This is a genomic window from Paenibacillus sp. GCM10028914, from assembly GCF_042666275.1.
Classification (GTDB): Bacteria; Bacillota; Bacilli; order Paenibacillales; family Paenibacillaceae; genus Paenibacillus_AQ.
Genome location: NZ_JBHTFO010000016.1, coordinates 339,632 through 366,300 on the forward strand (window position 1 = coordinate 339,632; position 26,669 = coordinate 366,300).

Annotated in this window: 21 protein-coding genes; 18 read left to right on the forward strand and 3 right to left on the reverse strand. The window is 45.9% G+C overall.

Annotation, left to right across the window (positions count from 1 at the left end; translation table 11 throughout):
- Positions 1 to 91 precede the first annotated feature (91 nt).
- Genes ACFQV5_RS17230 through ACFQV5_RS17245 form a run of 4 tightly spaced genes read left to right on the forward strand, consistent with a single transcriptional unit; the run spans position 92 to position 5,863 of the window.
- On the forward strand, positions 92 to 1,765 hold the full coding sequence (locus ACFQV5_RS17230) for a type 2 periplasmic-binding domain-containing protein (protein ID WP_379248588.1): 1,674 nt from the start codon (positions 92 to 94) through the stop codon (positions 1,763 to 1,765).
- A gap of 21 nt (positions 1,766 to 1,786) precedes the next feature.
- Positions 1,787 to 2,743 (forward strand): ABC transporter permease, encoded by a 957-nt coding sequence (locus ACFQV5_RS17235; RefSeq protein WP_379248589.1) that lies wholly within the window; start codon positions 1,787 to 1,789, stop codon positions 2,741 to 2,743.
- Between the two features lie 11 nt (positions 2,744 to 2,754).
- Positions 2,755 to 3,651, forward strand: a complete 897-nt coding sequence (locus ACFQV5_RS17240; protein WP_379248590.1) for a carbohydrate ABC transporter permease — start codon at positions 2,755 to 2,757, stop codon at positions 3,649 to 3,651.
- 28 nt (positions 3,652 to 3,679) lie between these two features.
- Entirely contained in the window at positions 3,680 to 5,863 is a 2,184-nt protein-coding gene (locus ACFQV5_RS17245; protein WP_379248591.1) for an alpha-amylase family protein, read from the forward strand.
- A gap of 80 nt (positions 5,864 to 5,943) precedes the next feature.
- Here the strand turns inward: ACFQV5_RS17245 and acnA are convergent, their stop codons facing one another.
- Positions 5,944 to 8,658: an aconitate hydratase AcnA gene (gene acnA / locus ACFQV5_RS17250; RefSeq protein ID WP_379248592.1), complete on the reverse strand. Its 2,715-nt coding sequence runs from the start codon at positions 8,656 to 8,658 to the stop codon at positions 5,944 to 5,946.
- A gap of 277 nt (positions 8,659 to 8,935) precedes the next feature.
- Between acnA and ACFQV5_RS17255 the strand changes: the two genes are divergently transcribed.
- The 7 genes from ACFQV5_RS17255 to ACFQV5_RS17285 all read left to right on the forward strand — a co-directional run bounded on the left by ACFQV5_RS17255 (position 8,936) and on the right by ACFQV5_RS17285 (position 15,311).
- Positions 8,936 to 9,967 (forward strand): amidase domain-containing protein, encoded by a 1,032-nt coding sequence (locus ACFQV5_RS17255; RefSeq protein WP_379248593.1) that lies wholly within the window; start codon positions 8,936 to 8,938, stop codon positions 9,965 to 9,967.
- A 47-nt stretch (positions 9,968 to 10,014) separates the two neighbouring features.
- Entirely contained in the window at positions 10,015 to 11,109 is a 1,095-nt protein-coding gene (locus ACFQV5_RS17260; protein WP_379248594.1) for a D-alanine--D-alanine ligase, read from the forward strand.
- A gap of 104 nt (positions 11,110 to 11,213) precedes the next feature.
- Positions 11,214 to 11,531, forward strand: coding sequence for a hypothetical protein (locus ACFQV5_RS17265; RefSeq protein ID WP_379248595.1), 318 nt, complete (start codon positions 11,214 to 11,216; stop codon positions 11,529 to 11,531).
- Positions 11,528 to 12,529: a UV DNA damage repair endonuclease UvsE gene (gene uvsE / locus ACFQV5_RS17270; protein WP_379248596.1), complete on the forward strand. Its 1,002-nt coding sequence runs from the start codon at positions 11,528 to 11,530 to the stop codon at positions 12,527 to 12,529. Before ACFQV5_RS17265 ends, uvsE begins: the two co-directional genes overlap by 4 nt.
- 102 nt (positions 12,530 to 12,631) lie before the next feature.
- Complete coding sequence (locus tag ACFQV5_RS17275; protein WP_379248597.1) at positions 12,632 to 13,519, forward strand: inositol monophosphatase family protein; 888 nt, start codon at positions 12,632 to 12,634, stop codon at positions 13,517 to 13,519.
- A gap of 63 nt (positions 13,520 to 13,582) precedes the next feature.
- Positions 13,583 to 13,852, forward strand: a complete 270-nt coding sequence (locus ACFQV5_RS17280) for a hypothetical protein (RefSeq protein WP_379248598.1) — start codon at positions 13,583 to 13,585, stop codon at positions 13,850 to 13,852.
- Positions 13,853 to 14,093: 241 nt separating this feature from the next.
- Positions 14,094 to 15,311: an SGNH/GDSL hydrolase family protein gene (locus tag ACFQV5_RS17285; RefSeq protein ID WP_379248599.1), complete on the forward strand. Its 1,218-nt coding sequence runs from the start codon at positions 14,094 to 14,096 to the stop codon at positions 15,309 to 15,311.
- A gap of 60 nt (positions 15,312 to 15,371) precedes the next feature.
- On the opposite strand, the gene ACFQV5_RS17290 is transcribed toward ACFQV5_RS17285, so the two are convergent.
- A complete protein-coding gene (locus ACFQV5_RS17290; RefSeq protein ID WP_379248600.1) occupies positions 15,372 to 16,688 on the reverse strand; it encodes a glutamate-1-semialdehyde 2,1-aminomutase in 1,317 nt (438 codons plus the stop codon).
- Between the two features lie 75 nt (positions 16,689 to 16,763).
- Positions 16,764 to 17,810: an LCP family protein gene (locus tag ACFQV5_RS17295; RefSeq protein ID WP_379248601.1), complete on the reverse strand. Its 1,047-nt coding sequence runs from the start codon at positions 17,808 to 17,810 to the stop codon at positions 16,764 to 16,766.
- A 170-nt stretch (positions 17,811 to 17,980) separates the two neighbouring features.
- On the opposite strand from ACFQV5_RS17295, the gene bcp reads away from it, so the two are divergent.
- From bcp to ACFQV5_RS17330, 7 genes are all read left to right on the forward strand, one after another.
- On the forward strand, positions 17,981 to 18,451 hold the full coding sequence (gene bcp / locus ACFQV5_RS17300; RefSeq protein WP_379248602.1) for a thioredoxin-dependent thiol peroxidase: 471 nt from the start codon (positions 17,981 to 17,983) through the stop codon (positions 18,449 to 18,451).
- 163 nt (positions 18,452 to 18,614) lie between these two features.
- Positions 18,615 to 19,919 carry a polysaccharide deacetylase family protein gene (locus ACFQV5_RS17305; protein ID WP_379248603.1) on the forward strand — a complete coding sequence of 435 codons (1,305 nt, stop codon included), beginning with the start codon at positions 18,615 to 18,617 and terminating at the stop codon, positions 19,917 to 19,919.
- Between the two features lie 273 nt (positions 19,920 to 20,192).
- Entirely contained in the window at positions 20,193 to 20,660 is a 468-nt protein-coding gene (locus ACFQV5_RS17310; protein ID WP_379248604.1) for a DUF1641 domain-containing protein, read from the forward strand.
- 34 nt (positions 20,661 to 20,694) lie between these two features.
- On the forward strand, positions 20,695 to 21,873 hold the full coding sequence (locus ACFQV5_RS17315) for an NAD(P)/FAD-dependent oxidoreductase (protein WP_379248605.1): 1,179 nt from the start codon (positions 20,695 to 20,697) through the stop codon (positions 21,871 to 21,873).
- 197 nt (positions 21,874 to 22,070) lie between these two features.
- Positions 22,071 to 23,072 carry an AAA family ATPase gene (locus ACFQV5_RS17320; RefSeq protein ID WP_379248606.1) on the forward strand — a complete coding sequence of 334 codons (1,002 nt, stop codon included), beginning with the start codon at positions 22,071 to 22,073 and terminating at the stop codon, positions 23,070 to 23,072.
- A complete protein-coding gene (locus ACFQV5_RS17325) occupies positions 23,069 to 24,376 on the forward strand; it encodes a DUF58 domain-containing protein (protein ID WP_379248607.1) in 1,308 nt (435 codons plus the stop codon). The genes ACFQV5_RS17320 and ACFQV5_RS17325 overlap by 4 nt, the downstream gene beginning before the upstream one ends.
- A complete protein-coding gene (locus ACFQV5_RS17330; RefSeq protein ID WP_379248608.1) occupies positions 24,345 to 26,624 on the forward strand; it encodes a transglutaminase TgpA family protein in 2,280 nt (759 codons plus the stop codon). The genes ACFQV5_RS17325 and ACFQV5_RS17330 overlap by 32 nt, the downstream gene beginning before the upstream one ends.
- Positions 26,625 to 26,669 lie beyond the last annotated feature (45 nt).

Here is a 26,669-nt window from a genome sequence, read left to right on the forward strand (position 1 = left end):
CAAGAAAAGATACATGGGATAAGAATATCTATATTTCTTGATGCAGACCTGTTGTAAGATAGTCCGTAAATAACTTTCTGGAGGTGGCTGTATGCGTAAGAGCACAATCTTTGCGCTGGTTTGCGTCATGATAGGGTCTTTATTGTCCGGCTGTTCGAGTGGTGGTGAACGGACCGATCCGACTGTCGAGAAGGATCAGACGGAGGGGAAGGTTCAATCAGAGGGTGTTAAGAATGAATATGGATGGGAAGTGCCAGCGGAAACGATCGAAATCAATTTTTATGCTGGTCAGGATAATCCGGATACGGTTAAAGAGAACAGCCGTCTGATTCAGCAATTTCTGCTAGATAAATTCAATGTAAAGCTGAACAAGACGGTATATGACGTAGATATGAATGAAAAGCTCAATCTGATGCTTGCATCGGGAGACTATCCCGAAGTCATTACAGGACTGAACGAAGAGCAGGCCGCCAAATGGATCGCGCAGGGCAAAGCCGTGGAGATTGGTCAGTATATAGACGAATATGCTCCGAACATAAAGAGCCAGTTGGGAGATTTGTATAAATCGTTCCAAAACTCCAAAGAAGAATTGTATGCGCTTCCAAGTTATTGGGGTAATCTTCCTATCCCTGGAGCGTCAGCCCATATCCGTTATGATTGGTGGCAGGAAATGGGGGCGCCTTCTTTTGAGACTCCCGAGCAATTTTATCAAGTGTTGAAACAAATGCAGGAGCGTCACCCCGTAAATGCTAATGGTGAAAGAACGTATGCCCTTTCCGGTTATGCACCGATGTATAAAGTGGTCATCCCAACTTTATCCGGAATGTGGGGGTTAAAAGCTGGATATCAAATTGATGAGGACGGAACGAACACCCACTGGGTCAATACGCCAGCCGGTCTTGAAATGACCAAATTTATGAATCAGGTTTATCGTGACGGAATGCTGGATCCAGACAGCTTCATTAATACGTTCGACGATTGGAAGGCTAAATTCTCTGCTGAGCGTATTATGGGGCATATCGGTTCATGGTGGGTGAGCTGGAACGCGGGACATGAAGTATGGCAGAAGACCAACAAGGACTGGAAAGAAGAACAGCGTTTTGTTCAGGTAAAAGCCAAGGCCCAAACTGCGGAATCGGCATACTTGACTGCGATGAACGCACGGGGCACATACCGAACTATTATAACGGATAAGGCGAAAAATCCGGAGATGATTATGAAATGGTTTAATTTTTCGATTACCGACTTGGGGACGAGAATTATAGGCTGGGGCGTTCCCAATATTGAAGAGTCCGTATGGACGTACAAGGATGGCAAGATCGAGTGGGTGGATGCAATGAAGCAGGGCGTAGTTAACGGAACGTATGACTTCACCAATAGCGATAAAGTCGGTCAGGGTGTATTTACGCTGGTTGAAGGGGTAGGGACAATGAAGGATGACGGTAAGAGCACGTATTGGTTTGACCAGAATTTTAACAATGAGGCCAGATGGAAAAAACTGATGAACGATAACCTGAAGGATACGATCTACGATAACACACTGGGTACCATACAAATTCCAGGCAATGATCCGCTCGCTGTGACGAATACGCAAATTGAAGAGCTCCTCGAAACGCTGTGGGCTAAAGCCGTGACAGCTAAGACTGAGGCCGAGGCTGAAGCAAGCTTTAATGAACTCAAGGACAAATTGAACAAATCTGGTCTTCAGGATATAGAGGCATTTCGTACTAAGGAATACCAGCGGCGCATGAATGAGTGGAAGTAATGGATGGAAGGGGGCGATGTCATGAATTTTACGAAGGGGACGGACCTTCAACGGGCAGCGCCTTCGAAGCTGACGCGGCTAAAAACCACTTGGAACAGGGAACGTAACCTTTGGCTGATCTGTGTTCCTTTAATAGCCTGGGTTATCATCTTCAACTATGCTCCGATGTACGGCATCTTGATGGCATTTGTAGATTATGTCCCCGGCCAATCGATCATGACCAGCGATTGGGTCGCTCTCAAGCACTTCCGGGCATTTATCGATTCGCCAGATTTTGATTATGTTCTGCGCAACACTCTAGCTATCAGCGGCTTGAACATCCTTGTGGGGTTTCCAGCACCTATCATTTTGGCGCTGCTGCTGAATGAACTGCGAAAGAAGCGGTTTAAGCAGGTGGTTCAGACCATATCCTATCTGCCGCACTTTATTTCCTGGGTTGTGGTTGCGAGCATTTTATTTACGCTGATCGGCAACGAAGGCATACTGAACGACATTTTACTTCGCCTGGGATTGATAGACAAACCAATATCTTTCTTGGGTGAGGGCAAATATTTTTGGGGTATAATTACCGCCTCTAATTTATGGAAAGATGTTGGTTGGTCCACAATCATTTATTTATCCGCCATGGCGGGTGTGGATTCCGAAATATATGAAGCTGGAAAGGTAGATGGACTCGGACGTTTCGGGTCCATCTGGCACATCACCATTCCAGGGATTAGAACAACGATCGTGCTGCTGTGGATTTTGGGCATTGGGGGCATTCTGAATGCCGGCTTTGAACAGCAGTTGCTTATCGGTAACGCACAGACGCGCGAGTATTACGAGGTCATCGATACGTATGCGTATAAATACGGAATTCAGCTTGGCAATTACTCATATGGTGCTGCTGTCGGCCTAATGAAAGCTGTTATTGGGATGCTGCTCGTGTTTGGCGCAAACCGGGCTGCAAAAAAATGGCTCGATACATCGATATTTTAAGGAGGAGGAGAATGGAGCCCTCATTTTTGAAACCAAGCTTGGGAAGCCGGCTGTTTGATGCGTTTAACATCCTTTTTATGCTGCTCATGTCGTTTGTAATGATATATCCGTTCATTAATCTCCTTGCTTTGTCCTTGAACGATGGGGCCGATGCGGCAAGGGGAGGGATTTATTTTTGGCCCCGTGAGTTCTCTTTTGATTCGTATATGCTTCTTTTTCAAAATTCACAGCTCTTGGAAGGATTGGTGATATCGGTTCTCCGGGTTGTTGTTGGCACCTGTACCTGTTTGTTTATGACAGGACTTCTTGCCTATATCGTAACAATCCGCGGGTTCTCAGGCCGAAAATGGATCAGGCTACTGTTTCTGGTCACGATGTACTTCAGCGGTGGATTAATTCCTACTTACTTGCTGATGATGAAGTTGGGATTGATCAATACATTTCATGTGTACTGGATTCCGAGTTTACTAAACGCCTATTACATGCTAATCATTTCCTCCTATATGCAAAATCTACCGGAATCCCTTCCGGAGTCGGCTCGTATTGACGGTGCAGGGGAGATGCGGATATACATGCAGATCATGTTTCCGATTTCGCTGCCCGTCTTTGCTTCGATAGCCGTTTTTAGCTCCGTAGGTCACTGGAATGCATGGTTTGATGTAATACTGTACAACTCGAGCGGCGAATGGGACACCCTGCAGGTTTATTTAAGAAGACTTCTCCTTGAAGTAGAAGCACTGCAGCAGGTTGCCGACCAGCAGCTGGCATACAGCAAGTATAGAAATATTTCACCGCTGACGCTTCGCGCAGCGACTTCTATGGTCGTTACACTGCCCATTATTTTCGTATATCCGTTTTTTCAGAAGTATTTTGTCGGGGGTATTACGCTAGGAGCTGTCAAAGGTTAACTCTGACGAAAATTGGAGGATGATTTCAATGACTCAAAAGGGGCTTACCATGAACCGAACTGAACCACCGAATGCCCATGCTAATCATCTTTGGGACGAAGAGGCTGGTTTGCTGAAATATGAATATAATGGTCGCACGCTGATAACTATCCGTATTCCTGAAGGGGCTGATCCGTATTACCGCCGAATATCTGACGGCAACCTTCAAAGCAACCCATTTATCCAGCAGTTGTATCTAGCTCTGGAACGTCCCGAAACAGTGCGTGTCCGTTTTGAGCTAAGTGGTGAAGCTATAAATATGCGTCCTCGCCGAGCTGAGGTGGGAGAGGCTATCTTGGGTCAGGTCGGTCGTCCTGTAATTTACGGTGTGAGTGGCTTGTATGATATTCTTCAGGATTTATTCATCGACTGGAGCGGCGCCCCCTGGAGCTGGGCTTGCACTACGATAGGGCAAGCTCAAGACGGGAGCTCCTGGGCAGAAATCGATGTCGAGGTTGGTTCGTCGCCATGGATAATAAATCTTAGGATGCAGTATTATCGAGCTCATCTGAATTTCCGTTACCACAAGCCGTGGGAATGGCGCCCTAATCTGAAGCCGATGGCTGGTTGGTGTTCCTGGGAAGCTTATCGCAGCGATGTACAGGAGGAGGATGTATTCCATGCAGCTCATTTTGTAAGCGAGCATTTTAAAGCATATGGATTGGAATACATTCAGATCGACGACGGTTATCAGCAGCAGATGGTTCCTCCCCGGGCGGACGGGAGGGTGGCGGATGCATGGCTGGAAACCAACGGGAAATTTCCGTCAGGTCATGAAGGGCTGATAACTGCGATACGGAATGAAGGTCTTGAACCAGGCATATGGACGAATGCAGTCGTTACCAATCCTTTGTTTGCGGCAGAGAGTAGTTCCTGTATAACTGATGAGGATGGAGTCCCGCTCAAAGGTAAATGGATTCAATACGTGTTGGATTGCTCACCGAATACTCTTGCGCGTCATGTCGCCCCTTACTACAAGGGTTTGAAGGATTTCGGTCATACTTACTTTAAAACCGACGCCATTCGACACTTGATTTACGATGGTCTCCATGAAGCCGTTAAATTGGGACTGATCACGAATGATGAGGCGGAAACAAGGTTTCGGAGCTTTTTGGAGTGCGCCAGAGAACAGATTGGTGACGATGCTTATTTGCTGTCATGCTGGGGAGTACTCAGCGAAGCAGTGGGGCTGGCAGATGCCTGCAGGATTGCTACTGATTCCAATCCGAGCTGGCCAGCGATCAAGATGCAGCTTGTAGAAAGCGCTCGCTGGTTTCATACACAGCGGATACTGTTTCTTAATGATCCGGATCATGTATGCGTGCGGGCGCCGCTGGAGTGGGCAAGATCTGCTATATCGCTTGTATCATTGACCGGAGGCTTGCTGATGATCAGTGATAAGCCGGAAAGCTACGATGAAGAACGGATCAATATGATCCGTCGCAATTTACCGCCTTTAACGACGGTTACAGCAGAGACGGGGGCTTTTGAACTTAACTTGCCTGCGTTCGCTTGGACGCATGTGAAAGGATATTCCGTAGATCTGCACAGAGCGGGAGAGCAGAAGACACAAGCGGATATGAACGACATTGGCGAAGACGGTACAGAAGAGCATCCTTTTGCAGCTCTGTGGGCTATCCATATCCTTATGGAGAACAAAAGTTGGTGTGTTGTCGGTCGGTTTGCTGTAGATTATTTGGAGGCCTCATCCATTTCATGCAGTCAGATTGGATTGGATCCGGGGAACGAATACGCCGTGTTTGATTTTTGGGAACAGCAGTATTTAGGTACTTACAGGAATGAGGTCCCGGTCCGAAGTCTGGTTGTAGGACATTGTCAGCTGCTCGCGATCAAGGCTGTACAAGAGCATCCCATGCTGTTGGCTTCATCGAGACATGTCAGTATGGATGCGGTCAGTGTTCGGTCGGAGCATTGGGAGTCGGAGAAATTATCGATGACAGTTGTGCTGAAAGGGATAACTCAAACTGTGGAAAATTACTGGTTTTATGTGCCGCACAACTTCGCAATTGAAGATTTTAAATGCTTAGGTGCAACGGGTGAATTAGCCATAGGCCCACAACCGGAGCTCGTCAAGCTGTCGCTTCATTTTAATGACGAGGATACGGAAGTCCGGCTCAAATTTTCCAGGGCAGAAATCGACGATCAACAATGAAAAAAGGGATGACGCAGGTCTTGTAATAAGACCGCGCCATCCCTTTTAGATTTAGATGAACGTTGTGACCGTTCGAATGATTAGTTATTAGCGATCATTTGGCGAAGCACGGTTTGCAGGATACCACCGTTATGGTAGTAGTCAACATCGACCATGCTGTCCAAACGAGCGATGACTGGAATTTCAAAACGAGTACCATCTTCACGAGTAGCGACGACAGTCAACTCTTGACCTGGTTTTACTTCATTATCCAGACCTAGAACATCAAACGTTTCGCGTCCATTGAGTCCGAGGCTTTCCCAACCATGACCTTCTTGGAACTGAAGCGGCAGAACGCCCATTCCTACAAGGTTGGAGCGGTGAATCCGCTCGAAGCTTTCAGCCAGCACAGCTTTTACGCCGAGCAGGTAGGTACCTTTTGCTGCCCAGTCACGGGAGCTACCTGTACCATATTCTTTACCTGCAATAACGATCAGGTTCTGACCACCAGCCTGGTAGTTCATTGAAGCATCGTAGATCGACATGACTTCATCTGTCGGCAGGTAAGTTGTAACGCCACCTTCTGTACCAGGTGCCACCTGGTTACGAATCCGGATGTTAGCAAAAGTACCGCGCATCATAACTTCGTGATTACCACGGCGGGAACCGTAGGAATTGAAATCTTTGCGTGCTACACCGTGATCATTCAAATAAACGCCAGCAGGGCTATTTACTGCAATGTTACCGGCTGGAGAGATATGGTCCGTTGTTACGGAATCGCCCAGCAAGGCAAGGACACGAGCATCGCGAATATCTTGGATATCGTTTAAGTCGTTTCCAAGGTTCTCGAAGAACGGAGGGTTCTGAATGTAGGTGGATTTGTCATCCCATTCATACAGTTCGCCTTCTGGTACAGGAATCGCGTTCCAACGCTCGTTAGCTGTAAATACATTCTCGTATTTGCTGCGGAATGCATCTGCGCTTAGGGATTGGCTGATAGCTTCACGAATTTCTGCGCTTGTTGGCCAAATATCCTTCAGGTACACAGGCTCGTTGTTCGGATCGTAACCGATCGGATCGTTCTGCAGATCGATGTTTACCGTTCCAGCCAGTGCATAAGCTACCACGAGTGGAGGTGAGCCTAGGTAGTTGGCTTTAACCTGTGCGTGAACACGGCCTTCAAAGTTACGGTTACCGGATAATACAGCAGCAACTGTCATATCGTTGTCTGTAATAGCTTGGCTAACTTCATCCGGAAGTGGACCGGAGTTACCGATACAAGTCGCACAGCCATATCCTGCAACATAGAAGCCGAGTGCTTCAAGGTACGGGAGAAGTCCGGCTTTTTCCAGATAGTCTGTTACAACGAGGGAACCTGGAGTCAAGCTGCTCTTCACGTAGCCTGGTTTTTTCAAGCCGCGCTCAACTGCTTTTTTGGCGAGGAGACCTGCACCTAGCATTACGCTCGGGTTGGACGTGTTAGTACAGCTCGTGATCGCTGCAATAACAACAGCGCCAGTACCCATTTCGCTTGTTGTGCCATCTTTATGTGTAACGGTAACTTTCTGCTCGATCTTCTCATCGCTCAGTCCATAACCACCTTTATCAATCGGTGTACGGATAATACCATTAAAGTTTTCTTTCATATTCGTTAGCTCGATACGATCCTGTGGACGTTTAGGTCCAGCAAGGCTCGGTACAACTGAAGCGAGGTCGAGCTCGATAACATCAGTAAACTCAGGATCTACTGTGTCAGCCGTACGGAACATGTTTTGTGCTTTATAGTAAGCTTCCACGAGTGCAACCTGTTCATCAGGACGACCTGTATTACGGAGGTAAGCAAGTGTTTCGTCGTCAACTGGGAAGAAGCCGATCGTAGCACCATATTCTGGAGCCATGTTAGCAACTGTAGCACGGTCAGCCAGACTGATGTTGGCAAGACCCGGACCGTAGAATTCTACGAATTTACCAACAACGCCTTTTTTACGAAGCATTTGTGTAACAGTCAAAGCCAGGTCAGTCGCTGTAGCACCCTCTGCCAAGCTTCCTGTCAGCTTAAATCCAATAACCTCAGGTGTTACAAAATAAAGTGGTTGTCCAAGCATTCCAGCTTCTGCTTCGATACCGCCAACACCCCAGCCTACAACGCCAAGACCGTTGATCATGGTCGTATGAGAGTCCGTACCTACGAGAGAGTCAGGGAATACGAGCGTTTCACCGTCTACTGTTTTTGTAGCTGCTACGGATGCGAGGTACTCAAGGTTAACTTGGTGAACGATACCTGTTCCTGGAGGTACAGCGCGGAAGTTATTAAATGCGGTTTGAGCCCAGCGAAGGAAGCGGTAACGCTCTTCGTTACGCTCGAATTCCACTTTCATATTGTATTCAAGAGCTTGGTCGGTACCGAAAGCATCAACCATTACCGAGTGGTCGATAACGAGATCGACAGGTACAAGTGGGTTGATCTGCTTCGGATCACCACCGGCTTTCTTTACGGTATCACGCATAGCTGCAAGGTCTACAACAACCGGCACACCAGTAAAGTCTTGCAGGACGATACGAGCTGGAATGAACGGGATTTCCTTATTGCTGCCAAGGCCTTCATTCCATTTGGAAAGCTGCTTAACATGTTCTTCTGTAATCGCACGTCCGTCAAATTGACGAACAGCTGCTTCTAGCAATACCCGGATTGAGAACGGAAGCTTCGAAACATCCCCATGTCCTTGCTCTTCCAGAGCTTGTAAGCTGAAATAACGGTAGTTCTTGCCGTCCACCTCAAGCGAGCGGGAGATGGAGAATTGGTCCTTAACTGACATACTTGAACCTCCTTGAGTCATATCAATAATTCCAAATACGTTTCACTAGGTGAAACACAATTTCAAAATTAACCTACACTAAGTATACCGTTTACAAGTCTTGGCGTAAAGCACTTTTTGCAGAAAATGACACAATTAGACGCTCTGATTTATACCGTATTTTAAAGGAAAATTGTGCTGGAAAGCATGGTTCATAGCTCAGCTCATTTCTTCATATATTGGGTTATAGATATCTTCCCGGATCAACGGGCGATAGAAAGTCCGGAAAGGGGCGAAAATGATGGTTAATTCAATTCAGACCAAACAGCGGCCTTGGAAGAACGCTTTGTATACTTATGTTGATCAATATAATCAGAGCAAGGTGGATTATGGCTCGGGTCTAAGGGAGCAAATTGTAACGGATCTTGAATATCTAATGGAGCGTGGAGAGAGGCAATTTCGAATACAAGAATGGTATGCGGAGAGGGGAGTGACGCCGCTGAAGAGTGAGACGAGAGCGAAACTGCTGCAAATCCCTCGAGAGACGGAGGATGACGTTGTCGTAGACATCCGCCTGCACAGTGTGTTTTTTTATGAAAAAAGAGGTGTAACTCATCGTGAGGATGCGATTAGCCGGGAACGTCTGACGGTTGTACGCGATGGTGATGCCTGGCTTATCGTCCGCATAGAAAGGCTTGAAGATGAACGCCATCCATTAAATGAGCTCCACAGGGACTTGGATGTTCCTAATGAAGCGAGAGGACCGGTTCTATCTACTCCTTTAATTAATAACGGGGTATATGCAGCCGGAACCCATTCAAGGGCAGGGCGTTATGAGCGGGACGCAGCAGCTGCTTACGCAGATAAATGGTGGGATTCGGGCAACCCGGAGTTTACAACATTTGCGGTGGATTGCACGAATTATATCTCTCAGTGCCTCTTTGCAGGCAAAGCCCCAATCCACTATACTGGTAAAAGAGAAACGGGATGGTGGTACAAGGGTTATGTGAACAGCCGGGAATGGTGGAGTTACAGCTGGGCGGTTTCAAACAGCTTAGCCCGGTTGTTGAACACGAGTACTTCAGGTTTAAGGGCTGATTTGGTGGAGCAACCGGAACAGTTAATGCTAGGAGATGTCATCGTTTATGATTGGGATGGCGATGGGGCATTTCAGCATAGTACCATTGTTACGGCATTTGACGCAGGCGGGATGCCGCTTGTGAATGCACATACAGTTAGCAGCAAACACCGTTACTGGGATTACCGCGATTCTTATGCCTGGAGCGAGAATACGGTATACCGGTTCTACCATATTCCTGATTATTTTTAAACCCGACAGCATGGCATGCTGCAATTCGTAAAAAAGAGAGGTTTCGCATGGGACAGGACAAATTAACTGTAGGATTAGTTTATGGCGGTAAATCGGGAGAACACGAGGTATCACTTTCAACGGCATTTGCCGTCATGAACGCTTTCGATTTTGATAAATACGAAATTATTCCGTTCTATATTACCAAGCAAGGGACTTGGAGAATAGGCAGCAAGCTGTTAGCTCCATTTACGGATGCAGCAGAGTTGAAGCTAGAGAACGGTGAAGGTACACAGGCTGCACTCAATGCCGTATTCAGCAGATTGTATGGTAGCGAGAATAGTGTGGTTGATATTATGTTCCCGCTTCTTCACGGTACCTTTGGTGAGGACGGAACGATTCAAGGTCTCTTCGAAATGGCCGATATTCCGTATGTTGGAACAGGTGTCTTGGCTTCGGCAGCAGGCATGGATAAAGGCGTTATGAAGAAATTGTTTGCCCAGGCAGACCTTCCGCAATGCAAGTACTGCTATTTCAATAGATCACAGTGGGAACGAAGCAGCCACGATCTGCTACAGAACATGGAGGATACGTTAGGTTACCCATGCTTCGTGAAACCGGCAAACCTTGGCTCAAGTGTCGGTATTTCAAAAGCTAGAAATGCGGATGAACTTCGACAAGCAGTCGAAACGGCACTGCGTTTTGATAACAAAATTATCGTTGAAGAATTCGTAGATGCACGTGAGGTTGAGGTAAGTGTGCTTGGAAACGATGAGCCAATGGCTTCAATTCCGGGTGAAATTGTCTCCTCTAGTGAATACTACGACTACGCGGCAAAATATACGGATGGACAATCAGAGATGATGATACCTGCTCCGGTGGAGCCGGATACAGCAGATCAACTGCGGGAATTAGCAATTACGGCGTTCAAGGCTATTGAAGGTAACGGTATTACACGTGCCGATTTCTTTATTCGCCGCTCAGATAATGCTATTCTTATTAATGAGGTTAACACGATGCCTGGCTTTACGCCTTACAGCATGTATCCGCTGCTGTGGAGAGAGACTGGCGTTTCATATCGTGAACTGCTTGATCGCATGATCGAACTGGGACTACAGCGGTATAACAGTAAGCAAGCATTGATTTACGAAAATGAAGCTTAAGTATTGAAATGAAGTATAATAGGAAGTGAATACCAAGGGGAGTCCGCGCATATCACGGCTCCCCTTGATTCTAATCATTTTCATCCGGAAAGGGAGGCTGGCGCATGGGATTTCAAACCGAGTTCAATTCCGTTTGCAAGTTTAAGAATGATCAGGAGCTTTATGAGCTGCTAGAGTATGGTCGGGGGAAGATGTTAAAAGAAGGGCTTCGTGTGTTTCCAACAGGCCAAAAGGTGATTGCCTACACGCCTGACAACAAGGCGGTTGCGATCGTTCTAATTACTGCGAGTGTCGCAGAAATTAACTTTCAGGGACGTGAAGTTACGTCTGTTGAATTGCAGCTTGTCCGCAAGCTGACAGATGAAGAATCCAGAGTACAGACCGATCTGGCTTACGAGATGTTCTTCGGTAGTCAGGCATGATTGTTCGCTTCGGCTATGTGGCTATGTCAACGGTCATTCAGAATTCATCGCCGTCTAGAACGATGACGATGAAAAGCTTTATGAAGCTGAATGACCGCGAGGCAGCAATTCGAAAGCTGGAGCGTTTGGCTGCTGATAACCTGCATAATACATTGCGTCTACTAAAGCATAGTATTGCTAATAATATCCGAGTATACAGAATGACTTCCAAGCTCATTCCTTTAGGTACACATGGGGATCTGAGTGATTGGGATCCGTATCCAGCGCTGAAAGATAATTTTGCTGAGGTTGGTCAGTTTGTGAAGAAGCACGGAATGAGAGTATCGTTTCATCCAGATCATTTTACGGTGCTAAGTACACCAAGACCGGAAGTACTCGTTAATTCCATCCGTGATTTGAGACATCATACTAATATGTTGAAGGCGATGGGACTGAGCGCCGCTATGAAGAACAACATTCATATCGGCGGCGCTTATGGAGACAAGCCTTCTGCTGCGGCTCGGTTCGAAGAGAATTTTCAGCTTCTGGACCAGGATATTAAAGAGCGTATCACACTAGAGAACGATGACAAAACATTTAACGCAGTAGAGACGCTAGCGGTAAGCCGCAATTTGGGACTCCCGATGGTACTGGATATTCACCACCAATGGGTTAATAATGAGGGAGAAGAGCCTTGGACGCTGTGGCCTGAAATACTCCGAACCTGGGACACCTCTCTGGCGCAGGCAGGGTCGGAACCGGACAAGCCGCTGGCTCCAAAGATTCATGTGTCAAGCCCCAAGAGTCCTACCGATATCCGCAGTCATGCTGATGGTGTGGAGGTTGCACCGCTGCTCTCTTTTTTACGTAAAATTGCAGGAAGCACGCCACATCTTGATGTTATGATTGAAGCGAAGCTGAAAGACGGTGCATTGTTTGCCTTGATGGACGAGTTGTCCGGATACAAGAACGAGGGCGTTAGGATTTTAGATGGTGCAACGGTTGAAGTCAGTCCTTAAAGATATGAATACGGGAAGTGCAAGCATTTAAAAGAAACGTGCCCTAGCATCTCTCGTAATAAATGAATAGGATGTTGCAAGTCTCCTAATCAAGATTTTTTTATGGAAAGTAGAGTGAGTGTATTGAACGATAATGAAAAGGTACCTTACGTGGTCTCAAGTAAAAGCTACACCGCCGTTGCGATCAATTGTGCTGCGAAAGCTGGGGAGTGGATTCAGAGCAAGCTTGGAACGGTCAAACAGCTCAGTACGAAGACCTCAGCACAGGATCTTGTGACCGAAGTGGATAAAGGGGCAGAGCAGATGATCCGTAAGCTGATTCTAACCCATTTTCCAGACCACGCGATTCTAGGTGAAGAGGGTGTTGAGCCCGGCTCTGAGGCTTTTGCTAAAGCGCTGGAAGACGTGAAGGATGAACCTTATCTTTGGATCATTGATCCAATTGATGGAACGACTAACTATGTGCATGGCTTTCCGTTCTATTCGGTATCGATTGCACTGGCTTATAAAGGCGAGGTTATCGTTGGGGTAGTCTACGACCCGTCACGAGACGAACTGTTTATTGCAGAGAAAGGTAAGGGAGCGTACGTTCACGGTAATCCTACCAGGGTATCTAAGGAGATCTCTTTAGCAGATAGTCTGATGGCGACTGGCTTTCCAATGGACAGGTCTAATACCCTGAACAATATGGCTGGTATTCATGCAGTTCTTCCGAAAGTTCGCGATTTGCGTACAAGTGGATCTGCTGCACTTCATATGGCGTATGTTGCTGCAGGACGTTTGAGCGGATATTGGGAACTTGGGTTAAAAGCTTGGGATGTCGCTGCTGGTGCACTTCTGGTTCAGGAGTCAGGCGGTAAGGTAACAGATACGGAAGGCCGTCCTTATAACCTGTCTGTTCGCAATCTGGTTGCCACCAATGGAGCGATTCATGAAAGCATACTGGATACATTATCCCAGGCAGAAGCAACAGATTTTAGGAAAGACTAGAAGCAAGTAATATCAGTTGGGGTGTTGGAACCTCTTCAACAACAGATAAAGGAGTGTCAAAAGATGAATGATAAGCCAGATCATGATTTGGAGCGGCAGCTCACTGAACTGTTGGTGGATGGTGAGATGGAATCGAAGGATAAGGAAGAAGAGGGACGTCGCCTCATTCCGCCTAAGTACGAGATTCGTATTCAAACAACACACGATCCTATTGTAGAGGAAACGCGTAAATATCGCACTATCGCTAAGGAGCTTGATGATCGCTATGACAAGTACATGAAGCGGGCAGGTACAGATAGTGAAGATGCTGGTTCCGACAATAGTAAACCATAATACTGGAGCATTTATTGAAGTGCACTTAGAAGGCAGTTCCTACCCTAGGAGCTGCTTTTTTGGTTTATTGATGTGTACAATAAGCTGCTGTTTCCGAAGTCGTTACTCTCTATCTATGTTATCCGGATGTATCTAAGACAGTGAGGGAGTGATAGAATAGAAGAAAATGGATTTTTTAACCAAGAGAGGTGTTATGGTGCTGAAACTTTGGAAAAAGAGTTTAGTGAGATTCACCAGCATAATGTTGCTGACTATGCTATCAGTGGGCGTTTGGTCTGGAATACCTGTCTCTGCTCAAGAGCAGCTAACAACAAGTAATACATACCGAATCGTTTCATTAGGGGATTCACTTACGGTAGGTTATGAGCCGGGTATGGACTTGAACTCCAAGCCTTACGGATTTATTGACCGATTGCTGGAACAAGGGTTGTACTATGGTCGTACCGAAATCGTTAATCTTGGTATACTTGGTCTGAAAACAGGTGGAATTGATCAATATGTTCAGGCGATCGTTGATGAGCGTGCCATCTCCGCCGACGATATCCAGTTAGGGTTGAAGGATCCTCGCCTTACTGTGATGGGCGCAGAAGCTGCAAAGGCGAAATCGCTTATTGCTGGAGCGGACGTTATTACAGTAACTATTGGCGGCAATGATATGTACGAGCTTGTTATGACAGCAGGAACATTAAAGCCAGAAGAGCTTGCCTCTCGTATTCAAGAGCTGTTTACTATCTACACAGACAATGTTACCTCAGTTGTGAATAACCTGCATAGCATGAGTCCGGATGCTGTCATCGTACTCGCGGACCAATATCAGCCTGTACCAGAAATTGCGGATAAGTTAACCTATCCGAAACTGATGGCAGCGGCAGAACAATTTACGAAGCATATTGATGGATTGGCAGAGAACTTTAATAAGAACGGTATAACTGTCAAAGTAGCCCACGTGGCTAAAGAGTTTATCGGTTCAGAGATGACGATGACGCATATTCTGAAAGAGGACATTCATCCGAACCAATATGGTTACGAAATAATGGCCCGTATTTTCTCCGAAACGATCTGGGGTGGCTATACGAAGCCGGTAGTATATGAGGCAGACCAACCAATGGGGATTATTGTTAGCGGTAAAGAACTGAAGACGCCCTATAAACCAGTGAACGTAAAGGGACAAAATTTTGTGGCTATTCAAGACATCGTAAATGCTGTTGGAGCGAAGTCAGCATGGAGTAACAAAACATCCAGTGCTACCATTACGTACGGAGACAAAAAAGTCGTCATCAAGATTGGATCAAAATCGATCAATGTAAATGGAACTTCTGTCAAAATGGACACACCTGCTTTCTTACACAAAATAGGCAAAGAACAAAAAACTTATGTTCCGCTTGCAGCACTCGCTTCAGGACTTGGATTTGATGTGAAATACAATGCTAAGCTTAGAACCGTATTTATTAATCCGTAATAGTAAGAAAAGGGGCCGTCCCAAGTCATTCGACTTTTTGGGACGGCCCCTTTTATATGATTAACCTTTCATTGCCTTAAATGATTCTTCTGCGGCTTCGAGTGTAGCATCAATGTCAGCTTCAGTATGAGCAGTGGTCAGGAACCATGCTTCATATTTGGATGGTGCGAGATTGATACCACGGTCAAGCATGTTACGGAAGAATGCTGCGAACGCCTCACTGTCTGTATCCTGAGCCTCATCGTAGTTCGTTACAGGATGGTCGCAGAAGTGCATCGAGAAGGAGCCACGAATCCGGTTAATGGTCACTGGAATACCATGAGCATCAGCAGATGCTTTCAGACCCTCGGTCAGCTTAATCGTTAAGCGTTCCATTTCTTCATACACACCTTCAGTTTTAAGAACCTCCAAGCAAGCGATACCTGCTGAGATGGAAGCTGGGTTACCAGCCATCGTTCCGGCCTGATAAGCAGGACCAAGAGGAGCGACCTGTTCCATGATATGCTTGCGTCCGCCGTATGCACCGATAGGCAGTCCGCCACCGATGATTTTGCCTAGAGCCGTCAAATCGGGCTGTATAGCTTCATGATTATCCAGACCAGCGTACGTTTGCGCAGAACCATAGTGGAAACGGAAAGCCGTAATGACCTCATCATAAATAACAAGGGATCCATTATCATGGCTCATCTGACAAAGCCCTTCGAGGAAGCCCGGCTCCGGCATAACCATTCCGAAATTACCGACGATCGGCTCGACCATAACTGCTGCAACATCGTCGCCCCATTTATCAAGCGCTTCACGCAGTCCATCCAAGCTGTTGAATGGGACGGTGATAACTTCGTGGGCAATGCTTGTTGGAATACCCGCACTGTCCGGAATGCCAAGTGTGGAAGGGCCTGAGCCAGCTGCAACAAGTACGAGATCAGAGTGGCCATGATAACATCCTGCGAATTTAATAATTTTGTTTCGTTTCGTATAGGCACGTGCAACGCGTATCGTTGTCATAACGGCTTCTGTACCGGAATTTACAAAGCGTACCTTATCGAGAGAAGGGATCGCTTCTTTTAGCATTTTGGCGAGTGTGATTTCAAGTTCAGTTGGTGTACCGTAGAGTGTACCATTCTCGGCTGCTGCTGTGATCGCTTTCGTTATATGAGGATGGGCATGCCCTGTAATGATTGGGCCATAAGCCGCTAGATAATCGATGTACTTATTGCCGTCTTCATCCCAGAAGTGCGCACCTTTAGCGCGTTTCATAAATACAGGTGCTCCACCCCCAACGGCTTTGAATGAGCGGGAAGGACTGTTCACCCCTCCAACGATATGCTGAAGAGCTTCTTGATACAAGACTTCGGAACGGTTTCTTGATTTGGACATTTTCATAACTTCCTTTCTTCATGAATCAGGACAGGCTGCGAAAAAGCGGCCTGTCCTGATCTCGTTTATAAGAGGCTAATTCTGCTGAGTAGGTGATTTGGAATCTGTAGAAGGATCCTTTTGTTCGCTGGCTGTATCATTACTGCCATCTGTTTTGGTTTCTGTCTCCGGAGGATTCAGTATATCCTGGATATATTGTTTAAGAGTATCCGGATTTCTTACCGTCAGAACTTCAGCGCCACCTATATTAGCTTCAACCAAGAGTTTCATTGGCGGAACTTGTTCGCTGCCTTTCATTTTACTCTGATATCCAACATTCGCAAGTTTCCACATGTCATTGACGTTCATATTCGTGTCGATGTAAGGGCTGACTGAATTCAGAATGTCCGGGAGCTTCATGATAGAGGTGGTGGATTGCATCTTCTTCGCCACGGCTTTAATCAGCTCACGCTGACGTTCTGTACGTGTGAAATCACCCATTTTGTCATGACGGAAACGCGCATATTGCAGAGCTTTATTACCATCGAGATGCTGCAAGCCCTGCTTTAAATCAATATCAAATTCGTTCTTATCCGCAACACTAGAATACTTCATGTCTTTTTCAACATAGAAATCGACACCGTCAACAGCATCTACAAGCTTCACGAAGCCTTGGAAGTCGGTATACACATAGTATTGAATAGGAATACCAAGTAGATCTCCTACGGCCTTCATGGCAGTTTTGGGGCCGTGGGTAATAGCGGTGTTAATTCGATTGCTGCCATGGCCGGGAATCTCCGTATATGTATCTCTAAGGATGGAGAACAAATTGATGTTCTTTTGGACGGGATCGATAGAGGCAACCAGAATACTGTCAGAACGAGGGATCTCACCTTCTTCAAACCCGCGAGCGTCCACTCCCATGAGCAGAATGTTGACAGGTTCCGTTCCTTCCCATTTCGGTGGTTCGGGCGCCTTGGCATCAACCTGTGCCAGTTCCTTGAAAGGGGAGGTTTCTCCTTCCTTCTGAAGTCCTTCAAGACCGTTGTAGAGGGAAGAGGCGTAATAAGTTCCATAACCAAGTATGCCAGCGATAATAAGACTAACGCTCCATATGATGATTCTCTTTGTTCTTTTGTTCATTGAATTCTTCCTTTCAGAGTACACTAGGAGAATATTGATTTCAGTCATTTGAAATTTCTGACTTGTCAAAGATTTGAAATAACCGCATTCACTCTATTATAATTTTTTTGGGGAAGACAATCAATTTTACGGGAAAAACCCCGATAGCTGTAAGGAGATGAGCCTAAAAAATGACTCAAGTACAAGTGCAAATTGGCAATGAAGTTCCTGACTTTACCCTCCCGGCCTCTAATGGGAAGAATGTTTCGTTAAGCGATTTCCGAGGGAAGAAAGTCGTCGTATATTTTTACCCCAAAAATATGACTCCCGCATGTACCAACGAAGCATGCAATTTTCGTGACAACTATCAGGATATTCAGAAGGAGGGAGCTGTAGTTATTGGAATAAGTACGGATCCGCTCAAATCGCATGATAAGTTTATTCAAAAGTATGACCTTCCATTTCTATTGTTATCCGACGAAGATCATGTTGTCAGTCATTTATTTGGCGTATGGCAACTGAAGAAAATGTACGGACGTGAATATGAAGGGATTGTTCGTTCAACTTTTCTGATCAATGAGTCGGGAATACTGGAGAAGGAATGGCGTAAGGTAAAGGTTGCTGGTCATGTTGAAGAGGTGCTTCAAGCCGTACGTTCATAATTAAACATATAAGAAACGGTTCCTTATCATGCCTGTACAGGCATTGGATAGGGGCCTTTTTTTGTTTTAGAAAGATTCTAGTCTTTTTTTGAAATGACCTCCATATAATCTATCAGAACGCCAAACGAAACTCATAGAAATGAAATCGTGGAGGTAGATTTATATGTATAAAAACGTTGTAGCAATTACTCGAATTACACTCTTATTCGTTCTGGCAGCAGTCCTGATTATGACCGGTATTAAAGCCTCCCTCACGTCAGAATACTCTCCAGTATTATCAGATGTCGTAGCAGCATCCAAGCCCTCTGTTAATGAAGAACCAATTCAACCGATACATACCGTCTATACCGGTACAGAAACAGTGACGACACAAACGGTTTACGCATCCGTTCCTGCAGTGGAGGAAAAGAAGCAAACCGATAAGACCGTTTACCTTACCTTTGACGATGGACCTTCCGGATTGACCGGTGAGGTGCTTGATATATTGAAACAATCGAATATAAAAGCAACATTTTTCGTACTTGGAAAGCAGGCGGACGTTCGGCCGGAGGTCATTCGCAGAATTGATGAGGAAGGCCATGTTATTGGGAATCATACATATGATCATGAATATAATAAGCTCTATGGGAAATTTATAGAGTTTTGGAAACAGATCAAACAGACAGAAGAGTCGGTTAGGCTTATTACAGGTGAAAGACCACAGCTCGTCAGAGCTCCGGGAGGAACAGCTGGTAAGTTCGATGAGACGTATTTCCGTCTGCTCCAGGAAGGTGGATACCGAGTGTTTGATTGGAATGTGGACAGTGGGGATTCTAAGCGAAAAGGTGTTCCAGCAGAAGAAATTGTGAAGGGGGCGACGACTCCTGTAAACAGCAACGAAGTTATTGTACTGATGCATGATGGAGCCGGGCATGAGGAAACGGTAAAAGCACTGCCATCAATTATTGCGCATTATAAAAAGAACGGTTACCGATTTGATGTCCTGACACCGGAAATGGAGCCTCTCCAATTTAAACTTCAAAGTAAAGTAAAACCTAAACTCGAGCAGCCGGGAAGCCGCTGGATATCTGAAAATGTTGCTACAAATGCGGCATTGTTTAAGCCCGGCAGGACACTAGCTATAGATATGGGGGGATTTTCAACTGAATTTGCCCCAGGAGAATATAGGGTAGATGATGGCAAACTTATGGTTCCACTGAGAGCTGCTGTTGAGCGCCTCGGAGGAAAAGTTTCTTGGAATGCCGAGAATAAGACTGTTCAGGTTGCTTTGACAAAAGTTCACTGGGAAGCAGATCCCCTAAAAGGGACGTTGCAGCGAAGTGATGAACGTGAAAAACCAATATTATCCGAAGTTAGATTTATCGGTCATACGGTTTGGGTGCCGATTCGAGATGTCATGGAAATATCAGGACATAAAGTAAAGAATGTCTTTTCGAGAGATAATAAGTATATAGTTGTAACTTTATAGCCAAAAAGTTATATTTTTTATTTGTAATTATGTTACACAAGTTATAGACTAATAGATGTTAGAGATATTTATCACAATCCCACATGAACGTGTTAAATAGAGGAGGGGGAGTAGATCCCCCTGCTTTATTTTGGCGCGAAAGAGAATATCTGAAGTTCTCACTTTGACAGTGATGTATAATAACCACCGGTTATCCTAAAATTACTACATAATCGGTTCAATCGCAGCCAAGTTCTTCATGGGAACTCATTTAAAGTAAAGGAGGCAATTCTTATGACAGAAACATCCCGTCCGCAACAATCCGAAGCTTCGGAAACCGTTGCTGAAAATCTAGGAGCTCCGGCGACGGACCGCCTCGATGTGTTCGACCAATTGATGAAGCCAGAAGTTCAGGAATCGCTGACTACACTCGTGGACAACCTTCCAAAGCTTACTGAAATGCTTGCATTTTTCACGAAAGCTTATGATTTCGGTAAATCCGTAGCAACTGACCCAGTACTTGCTGAAGACACTATGGCCTCTCTTACAGGCTTTACGAAACCTGTGACAGACTCGCTGAAAGGCGTAGCTTCTGCAGCGATCGAAGCTGGAGACCGTGTGCATGCTCAGAACGATCAAGGATCAATCAGTGTTTTTGGCTTGCTGAAGATGCTAAAAGATCCTCAAGTTCAAAAAGGCTTGCGCTACGCACAAGCTTTCTTGGATGTTTTGAACGAGCGCGACCAACAAAACAAACGATAAGTCATTTTAATTATTTGAAGAACGGAGGATGGTCATGTCTAAACACATTTTAATCTTGGGCGGAGGCTACGGCGGCGTGCTGAGTGCTCTTTCAGCCCGGGAACACTTTGGCGTAAATGACGCGAAAATTACGCTGGTTAACCGTTTCCCGACTCACCAGATCATTACAGAATTGCATCGCCTGGCTGCAGGAAACATCTCGGAGAAGGCCGTTGCCCTCCCGCTGGATAAACTGCTTCGTGATGCTAACGTAGAATTGCGCATCGCTAATGTTAAAGAAATTAAACCGGATGAGCGTACTGTATCTATTGAAGGCGGAATTCAACTTTCTTACGATATGCTGGTTGTTGCCCTAGGCAGCGAGACTGCATTTTTTGGCATTCCTGGACTTCAAGAAAACAGCTTTATCCTCAAATCTGTTAATGACGCTAACCGCTTGCGTGCACATGTGGAAAGCCGTATTGCAGAATACAGCAAAACGAAGAACAAAGCAGACGCTACCATCGTGGTTGGCGGCGGCGGCTTGACTGGTGTTGAGCTTGTTGGTGAGTATGCTGACATGAAGAGCGAGCTTGCTCGTAAATACGGAATCTCCCCAGATGAGATCAATCTGTATTGTGTCGAAGCTGCTCCTTCAATCCTGCCAGGCTTCCCTGCTGAGCTGGTTGACCGTGCAACGACTAGTCTTCAAAAACGTGGTGTAACATTCCTGACAGGTCTTCCGATCACGAAAATGGATGGTACTACTGTTGAATTGAAAGACGGAAGCACGCTTGAAACTAGCACACTCGTATGGACTGGCGGCGTACAAGGAAATTCCGTAGTTGCGAACTGCGGAATTGAAGTGAACCGTGGCCGTGCTGTAGTTAACGAGTTTTTGCAGTCCACATCCCACCCAGAAATATTCTTGGCTGGTGATAGCGCGGTAGTTATGGGTCCTGAAGGACGTCCTTATCCTCCGACTGCACAACTTGCTTGGCAGATGGGTGAACTTGTTGGTTACAACATGTTCGCTTATGCTAAAGGTGGAGCACTGGCATCGTTCGTTCCTGTGTTCTCCGGTACACTGGGAAGCTTGGGTCGTAAAGACGCGATCGGTACGATTGGCGCTAACAAAACCCAACTTAAAGGTTTGCCTGCAACTATGATGAAAGAGGCAAGTAATCTTCGTTACCTGTCCCACATCAAAGGTCTGTTCACACTCGCTTACTAATCCATGTGGTAGTTATAACTAAACCGAGCCTCGACCCGAGGCTCGGTTTTTTTGTGTTTGTACGCTACTAGTAAGAGAATTACACGCTGAGGAGTCTATCTTTTTGCTTTCTTGGAAACCCTATTCATAGAATAGTTTCTCTTTTGCCTCAGGTGCAGGTCTGGGGGAAATGAACAGGAAGTGGAGGTTAGAGGCCATTGTTTAGTTCATCCATTTATCAGGAAGAGACTCCTTACCCGGAGTGGGCCCCTGAACTGCTAGAAAGAGTAATGAAACGAGTGGGTAGTATTATTGTCGGTCATGATGAGCAAATTCGATTGACCTTTATGGCCATGCTTGCAGGTGGTCATGTGCTTTTAGAGGATGTACCTGGTGTAGGAAAAACAATGCTTGTGCGCACGATTGCAGCCTGTCTAGGTTGCGATTTTGGAAGGATCCAATTCACCTATGATTTGATGCCAGGTGATATTACAGGAACCTCGGTTTATTATCCACATATCGGAGAGTTCGAGTTTAGACCAGGTCCTGTGATCTCCAATATTGTCTTGGCTGATGAGATCAACCGTGCATCACCAAGGGCTCAATCTGCCTTATTAGAGGCCATGGAAGAGGGAAAGGTAACGGTAGATGGACGGAGTTATTCACTGCCGACACCGTTCTTTCTCTTGGCTACACAGAATCCCTACGAGTTTGAAGGAACGAATCGCCTTCCGGAAGCGCAGATGGACCGCTTTTTAATGAGGTTATCTTTGGGCTATCCTGGGATTGTTAATGAAATGTTGATGCTGGAGCGCGGATATAATCAGAATATGTTACAACACATCAAACCACTCGTGGTTGATTCAGAGATGGTATCTATGCAGCAGATGGTTGCTAGGGTCTATGTAGATGAAAGCATTAAGAAATATTTAGTAGAAGTCGCTGATGCTTCACGTAGGCAAAAAGGAGTGCGACTTGGGATTAGTCCACGAGGAACACTGGCCTGGATGCGCGCATCTCAAGCGTCTGCGTTTATGGAAGGACGGATGTATGTTATACCTGATGACTGCTTACGAGTAGCGGAACCGGTATTATCCCACCGAATCCATTTAGGTTATGATGCGCGGGCGCTGGGATTAGGACAGAAAGAGGTCATTGAGACATTACTTAAGTTGTTTGAACTTCCACGCCAACGCAGCCGTAAGGGGGGACGGGCATGAAACGAAGTGGTCTTGAATGGGGAAGAGCGCTAAGTATATGGATTGCTAGCTTTGGACTCTATGTTTGGCTAGGTGGACAAGCTCTCCAGTTCCTATGGTGGTTATGTTCAGCGATGCTCTTAAATGGTTTGCTGCTCAAAATATTAGGCCCTTCTCGTATTAGTGTTCAGCGTACCGTTTCTCCGGCCTGTTTATATGCTGGAGAAGACACGGAGATTAATGTCACGATTCAATTCAAATCTTGGATACCGCTGCCTTGGATCATGCTCACTGACAAGATTGGTGATCACACCGTTCGTAAGCTTTGGTTTCCTGGATTCCGTCATTCGGTCAGCTATTCTTATACACTTGAAACATGGAAGCGAGGATTTTGGCCCTCTATAGATTCTGTGGTGGAGTGGGGAGATATGTTCGGTTGGTTCCGCTCTAGTAGAGTAGTAGAAAGCCGTGTGGGGCTTACAGTTTTGCCGCGTCCGATGAACATGCGAGGTTTGGTTGACTTACCCTATGGGGTGGATGAAGAAACCGAGGACGTACCGAAGTCTATCTATTCCGCTATGCCTGGACAAGGACTTAGAGATTACATCCCGGGTGATCCATTAAACCGAATTCATTGGAGAAATTCTGCAAGACTTGGACGACTACAGACGATTCTGCCTCAACCAGGGCGTAGTGTAGATCGATGTATCATTCTGGATACCTCGAAAGCTGGTTATCCTTTAGAAAAAGGTTCGAAGAACGAGTCCGATACATACTTCGAGGATGCGATTTCTGCATCAGCCGGATTAATTTACTCATCTGCAGTTACACTTGGGACGCCATCACTTTGGATTGGTGGGATAGGACGGGCATCAGTTCGGTCTGGGAGAACGGAAGAGCGTAATGAACAGGAGATGTTGATTCCACTCGCATCGGTTCCCTTCGAACCGGTAAAGGGTACAGCAGCTGAGATTCTGCAACTAGCTGCAGAAGGTGAAAGTCATGAAACCGAACTGCTTCTTGTTACCGGCAAGATCAATCAAACATTGCTAGAAACGGCTATCCGCATACTGGGATCGGGTAGAAAAGTAAGTATATTCAGCATTTATCCGCCTCCAGATATAAATATAAAGTCTAGCTTACAACTGGACGTTACACAGACCCATGTGGAAGAGGCGCAGCCTTTATATGTCGGAGAACTATCCGAAGATCTGTTTCTCCGCGCAGGAGGGCGGCTGATGCATATAAATGAGGGAGACATTTACGAGATTACGATGATCAGAGGAGGCGGCGATGATGGAGAATTCCAGCAGCTTATCAGATAAATCCGTCATTACGGCTGATCCTGCAGGGGCTCGATGGATACGTCGTTCTTCTTCTGCATCGCTATCCTTGAGACTGCTTATTACAATACCAGTATTCGGTTTGTTTATGGAATGGCTTCTTCCATTGCAGGGTTTGGGCAGTGAGAATGGTCAAACCATGCTTGAAACGTTGTCGATCTTGGCCGTTATTTTGTTAATGCAGGGATTGTTTACAATTCGGGAATGGGTATGGTTTCCGATCAATTTTGTAGCTGTCTTGCTGCTCTGGGGACGGCTATTTGGTACTGAGGATTCTTTCTTCTGGTTCTTAAAATATGTATCTGACGTTCTTCCCCAGGATATGAATGTTCTTGCAGATCGGTGGCTCTTTAGTGATCTTAGTGATGAGACGAGAGCACTTGTCCTAATTCTCGGTTGGGGAGTGATGGTGTCCGCGGTACATATGCTGTCCTTATACCGCGGTACGATTTGGTTGTTCGGTGGGACGACCATTGTTTATCTAGCAGTAATGGAAGCGATGCTTGAGAACCCGGTAAGGGACAACATGTTCAGGGCAGGATGCTATATTCTTATAGCACAGGGGCTGATGCTGTTATTCCGATTAAGGGATGAAGAAGGTTCAGGTTCGGTTAAGCGCAGTATTAAATCTAAACTGGGCGTAAATATCTTACTCGGTTGGAGCGCTGGTGTTCTTATTCTAACCATTGCGGTGGCTATTTTAATGCGTGCAGGGGGAGAGTTTCTGCCTGCTAGATCGGCTTCTGGGTTTACGATTTTTGCAATGGCCGATAAATTTCAAGAATGGTCTTCGGGCATGTCTAATCGAAAGATTAATGCAGGCACGACTTTGACGGGCTATGATTCTCTCGGATCGGATATGGGAGGTCCTCTAAAGTTGAGCCGAGATCCATTCTTTACGGCGGAGACGCCTGTATCAACATACTGGCGTGGTGAGTCTCTGAATTATTATAATGGGAGACGCTGGAGTGCAGATATGAGCAAGGTAAACCTTGTGGAAATAGAGGAGGGTTCGGGTAGCACGCGGTTTGAAACGAATAATCGAGCTGATCGGATCACACAAAAAATAACCTTGGAAGCTCCGCCCTCATCAGGACTTCCGCTATTTTCAGGTGGCATCACTTCGAGAATTGATGAAGTAAATGGTATAGACGGAAAGAAGCTAGGGACCGTTATCACTGCAGATCCTGAATCCAGTAGTCTTCGATTCAAAGAGCATAATCCTCGTGTTATTAGCTATTCGTTAGAGGCGAATCTACAGGCGCCTAAGGAAAGATTACAGCAGGGCTCTTTGGGCACGGATCCTGACTCAATCTTGAAAACAAATCTACAGCTTCCTGAGTCATTACCACAGGAGGTTCATGATCTGGCACAAACTATAACAGCAGGGGCATCAGGCAGGTATGAAAAAGCAGTTGCTGTCGAATCCTATTTGGAGCAGGAGTATAAATATACGCTAAAAACAAAGGTTCCTCCTGCAGGTAGAGACTTTACCGATCACTTTTTATTTGATTCCAAGGAAGGCTATTGTACTCACTTCGCAACGGCAATGGTTGTGCTCTTGCGCACTCAGGGTATTCCCGCTCGTTATGTCATGGGTTTTGCCCCTGGGGAGAAAATTCAAGGGACGGAACAGGCTTACCTTGTTACGCAGGGAGAAGCCCATGCATGGGTTGAGGTTTATTTTCCGAAAGAAGGATGGGTAGCATTCGATCCCACACCAGGATTTTATGGTGACTTAGACGGAACGTCATTACTTGAAACGGCAACGGTCGGATCAACTGATAACACGTTTCGATTAACGGAAATGATGCAAACGATCAGAGACACCTTTCGTGGTTGGTTCTCACATACAAGTATGATTATAGCAACGATCGCTATAGGACTATTTCTTCTGGCATGGATTGCTGTGGGGGTACTAAAACAGCGCTGGAATCTGTCTTTTAAAAGTCTCAGATCTTTTGCGACACTTACTGAACGGGACCGACTAACCTTATTTTCAGACAGAGTGTGGAAGCGAATAGAGAAAAGGTATGGTGCTATGGAGCCGGGAATAACGGTCAAAAAGTACATACAGTCATTGAATATTCAAAACGACAAATTTCGTGAGGAAATTGAAATGTTTGCAAGCCGTTGGGAAAGAGTTGCATATATGAAAGAACCGCTTTCACGTACTGAAAAAAACCACTATTTACGCCAATGTCGTACAATTGTAAAAAAACGGGTGTGAAAACTAACCTCCCTTTTCTTGACGGTACGAATTGGGGTTGCGTAT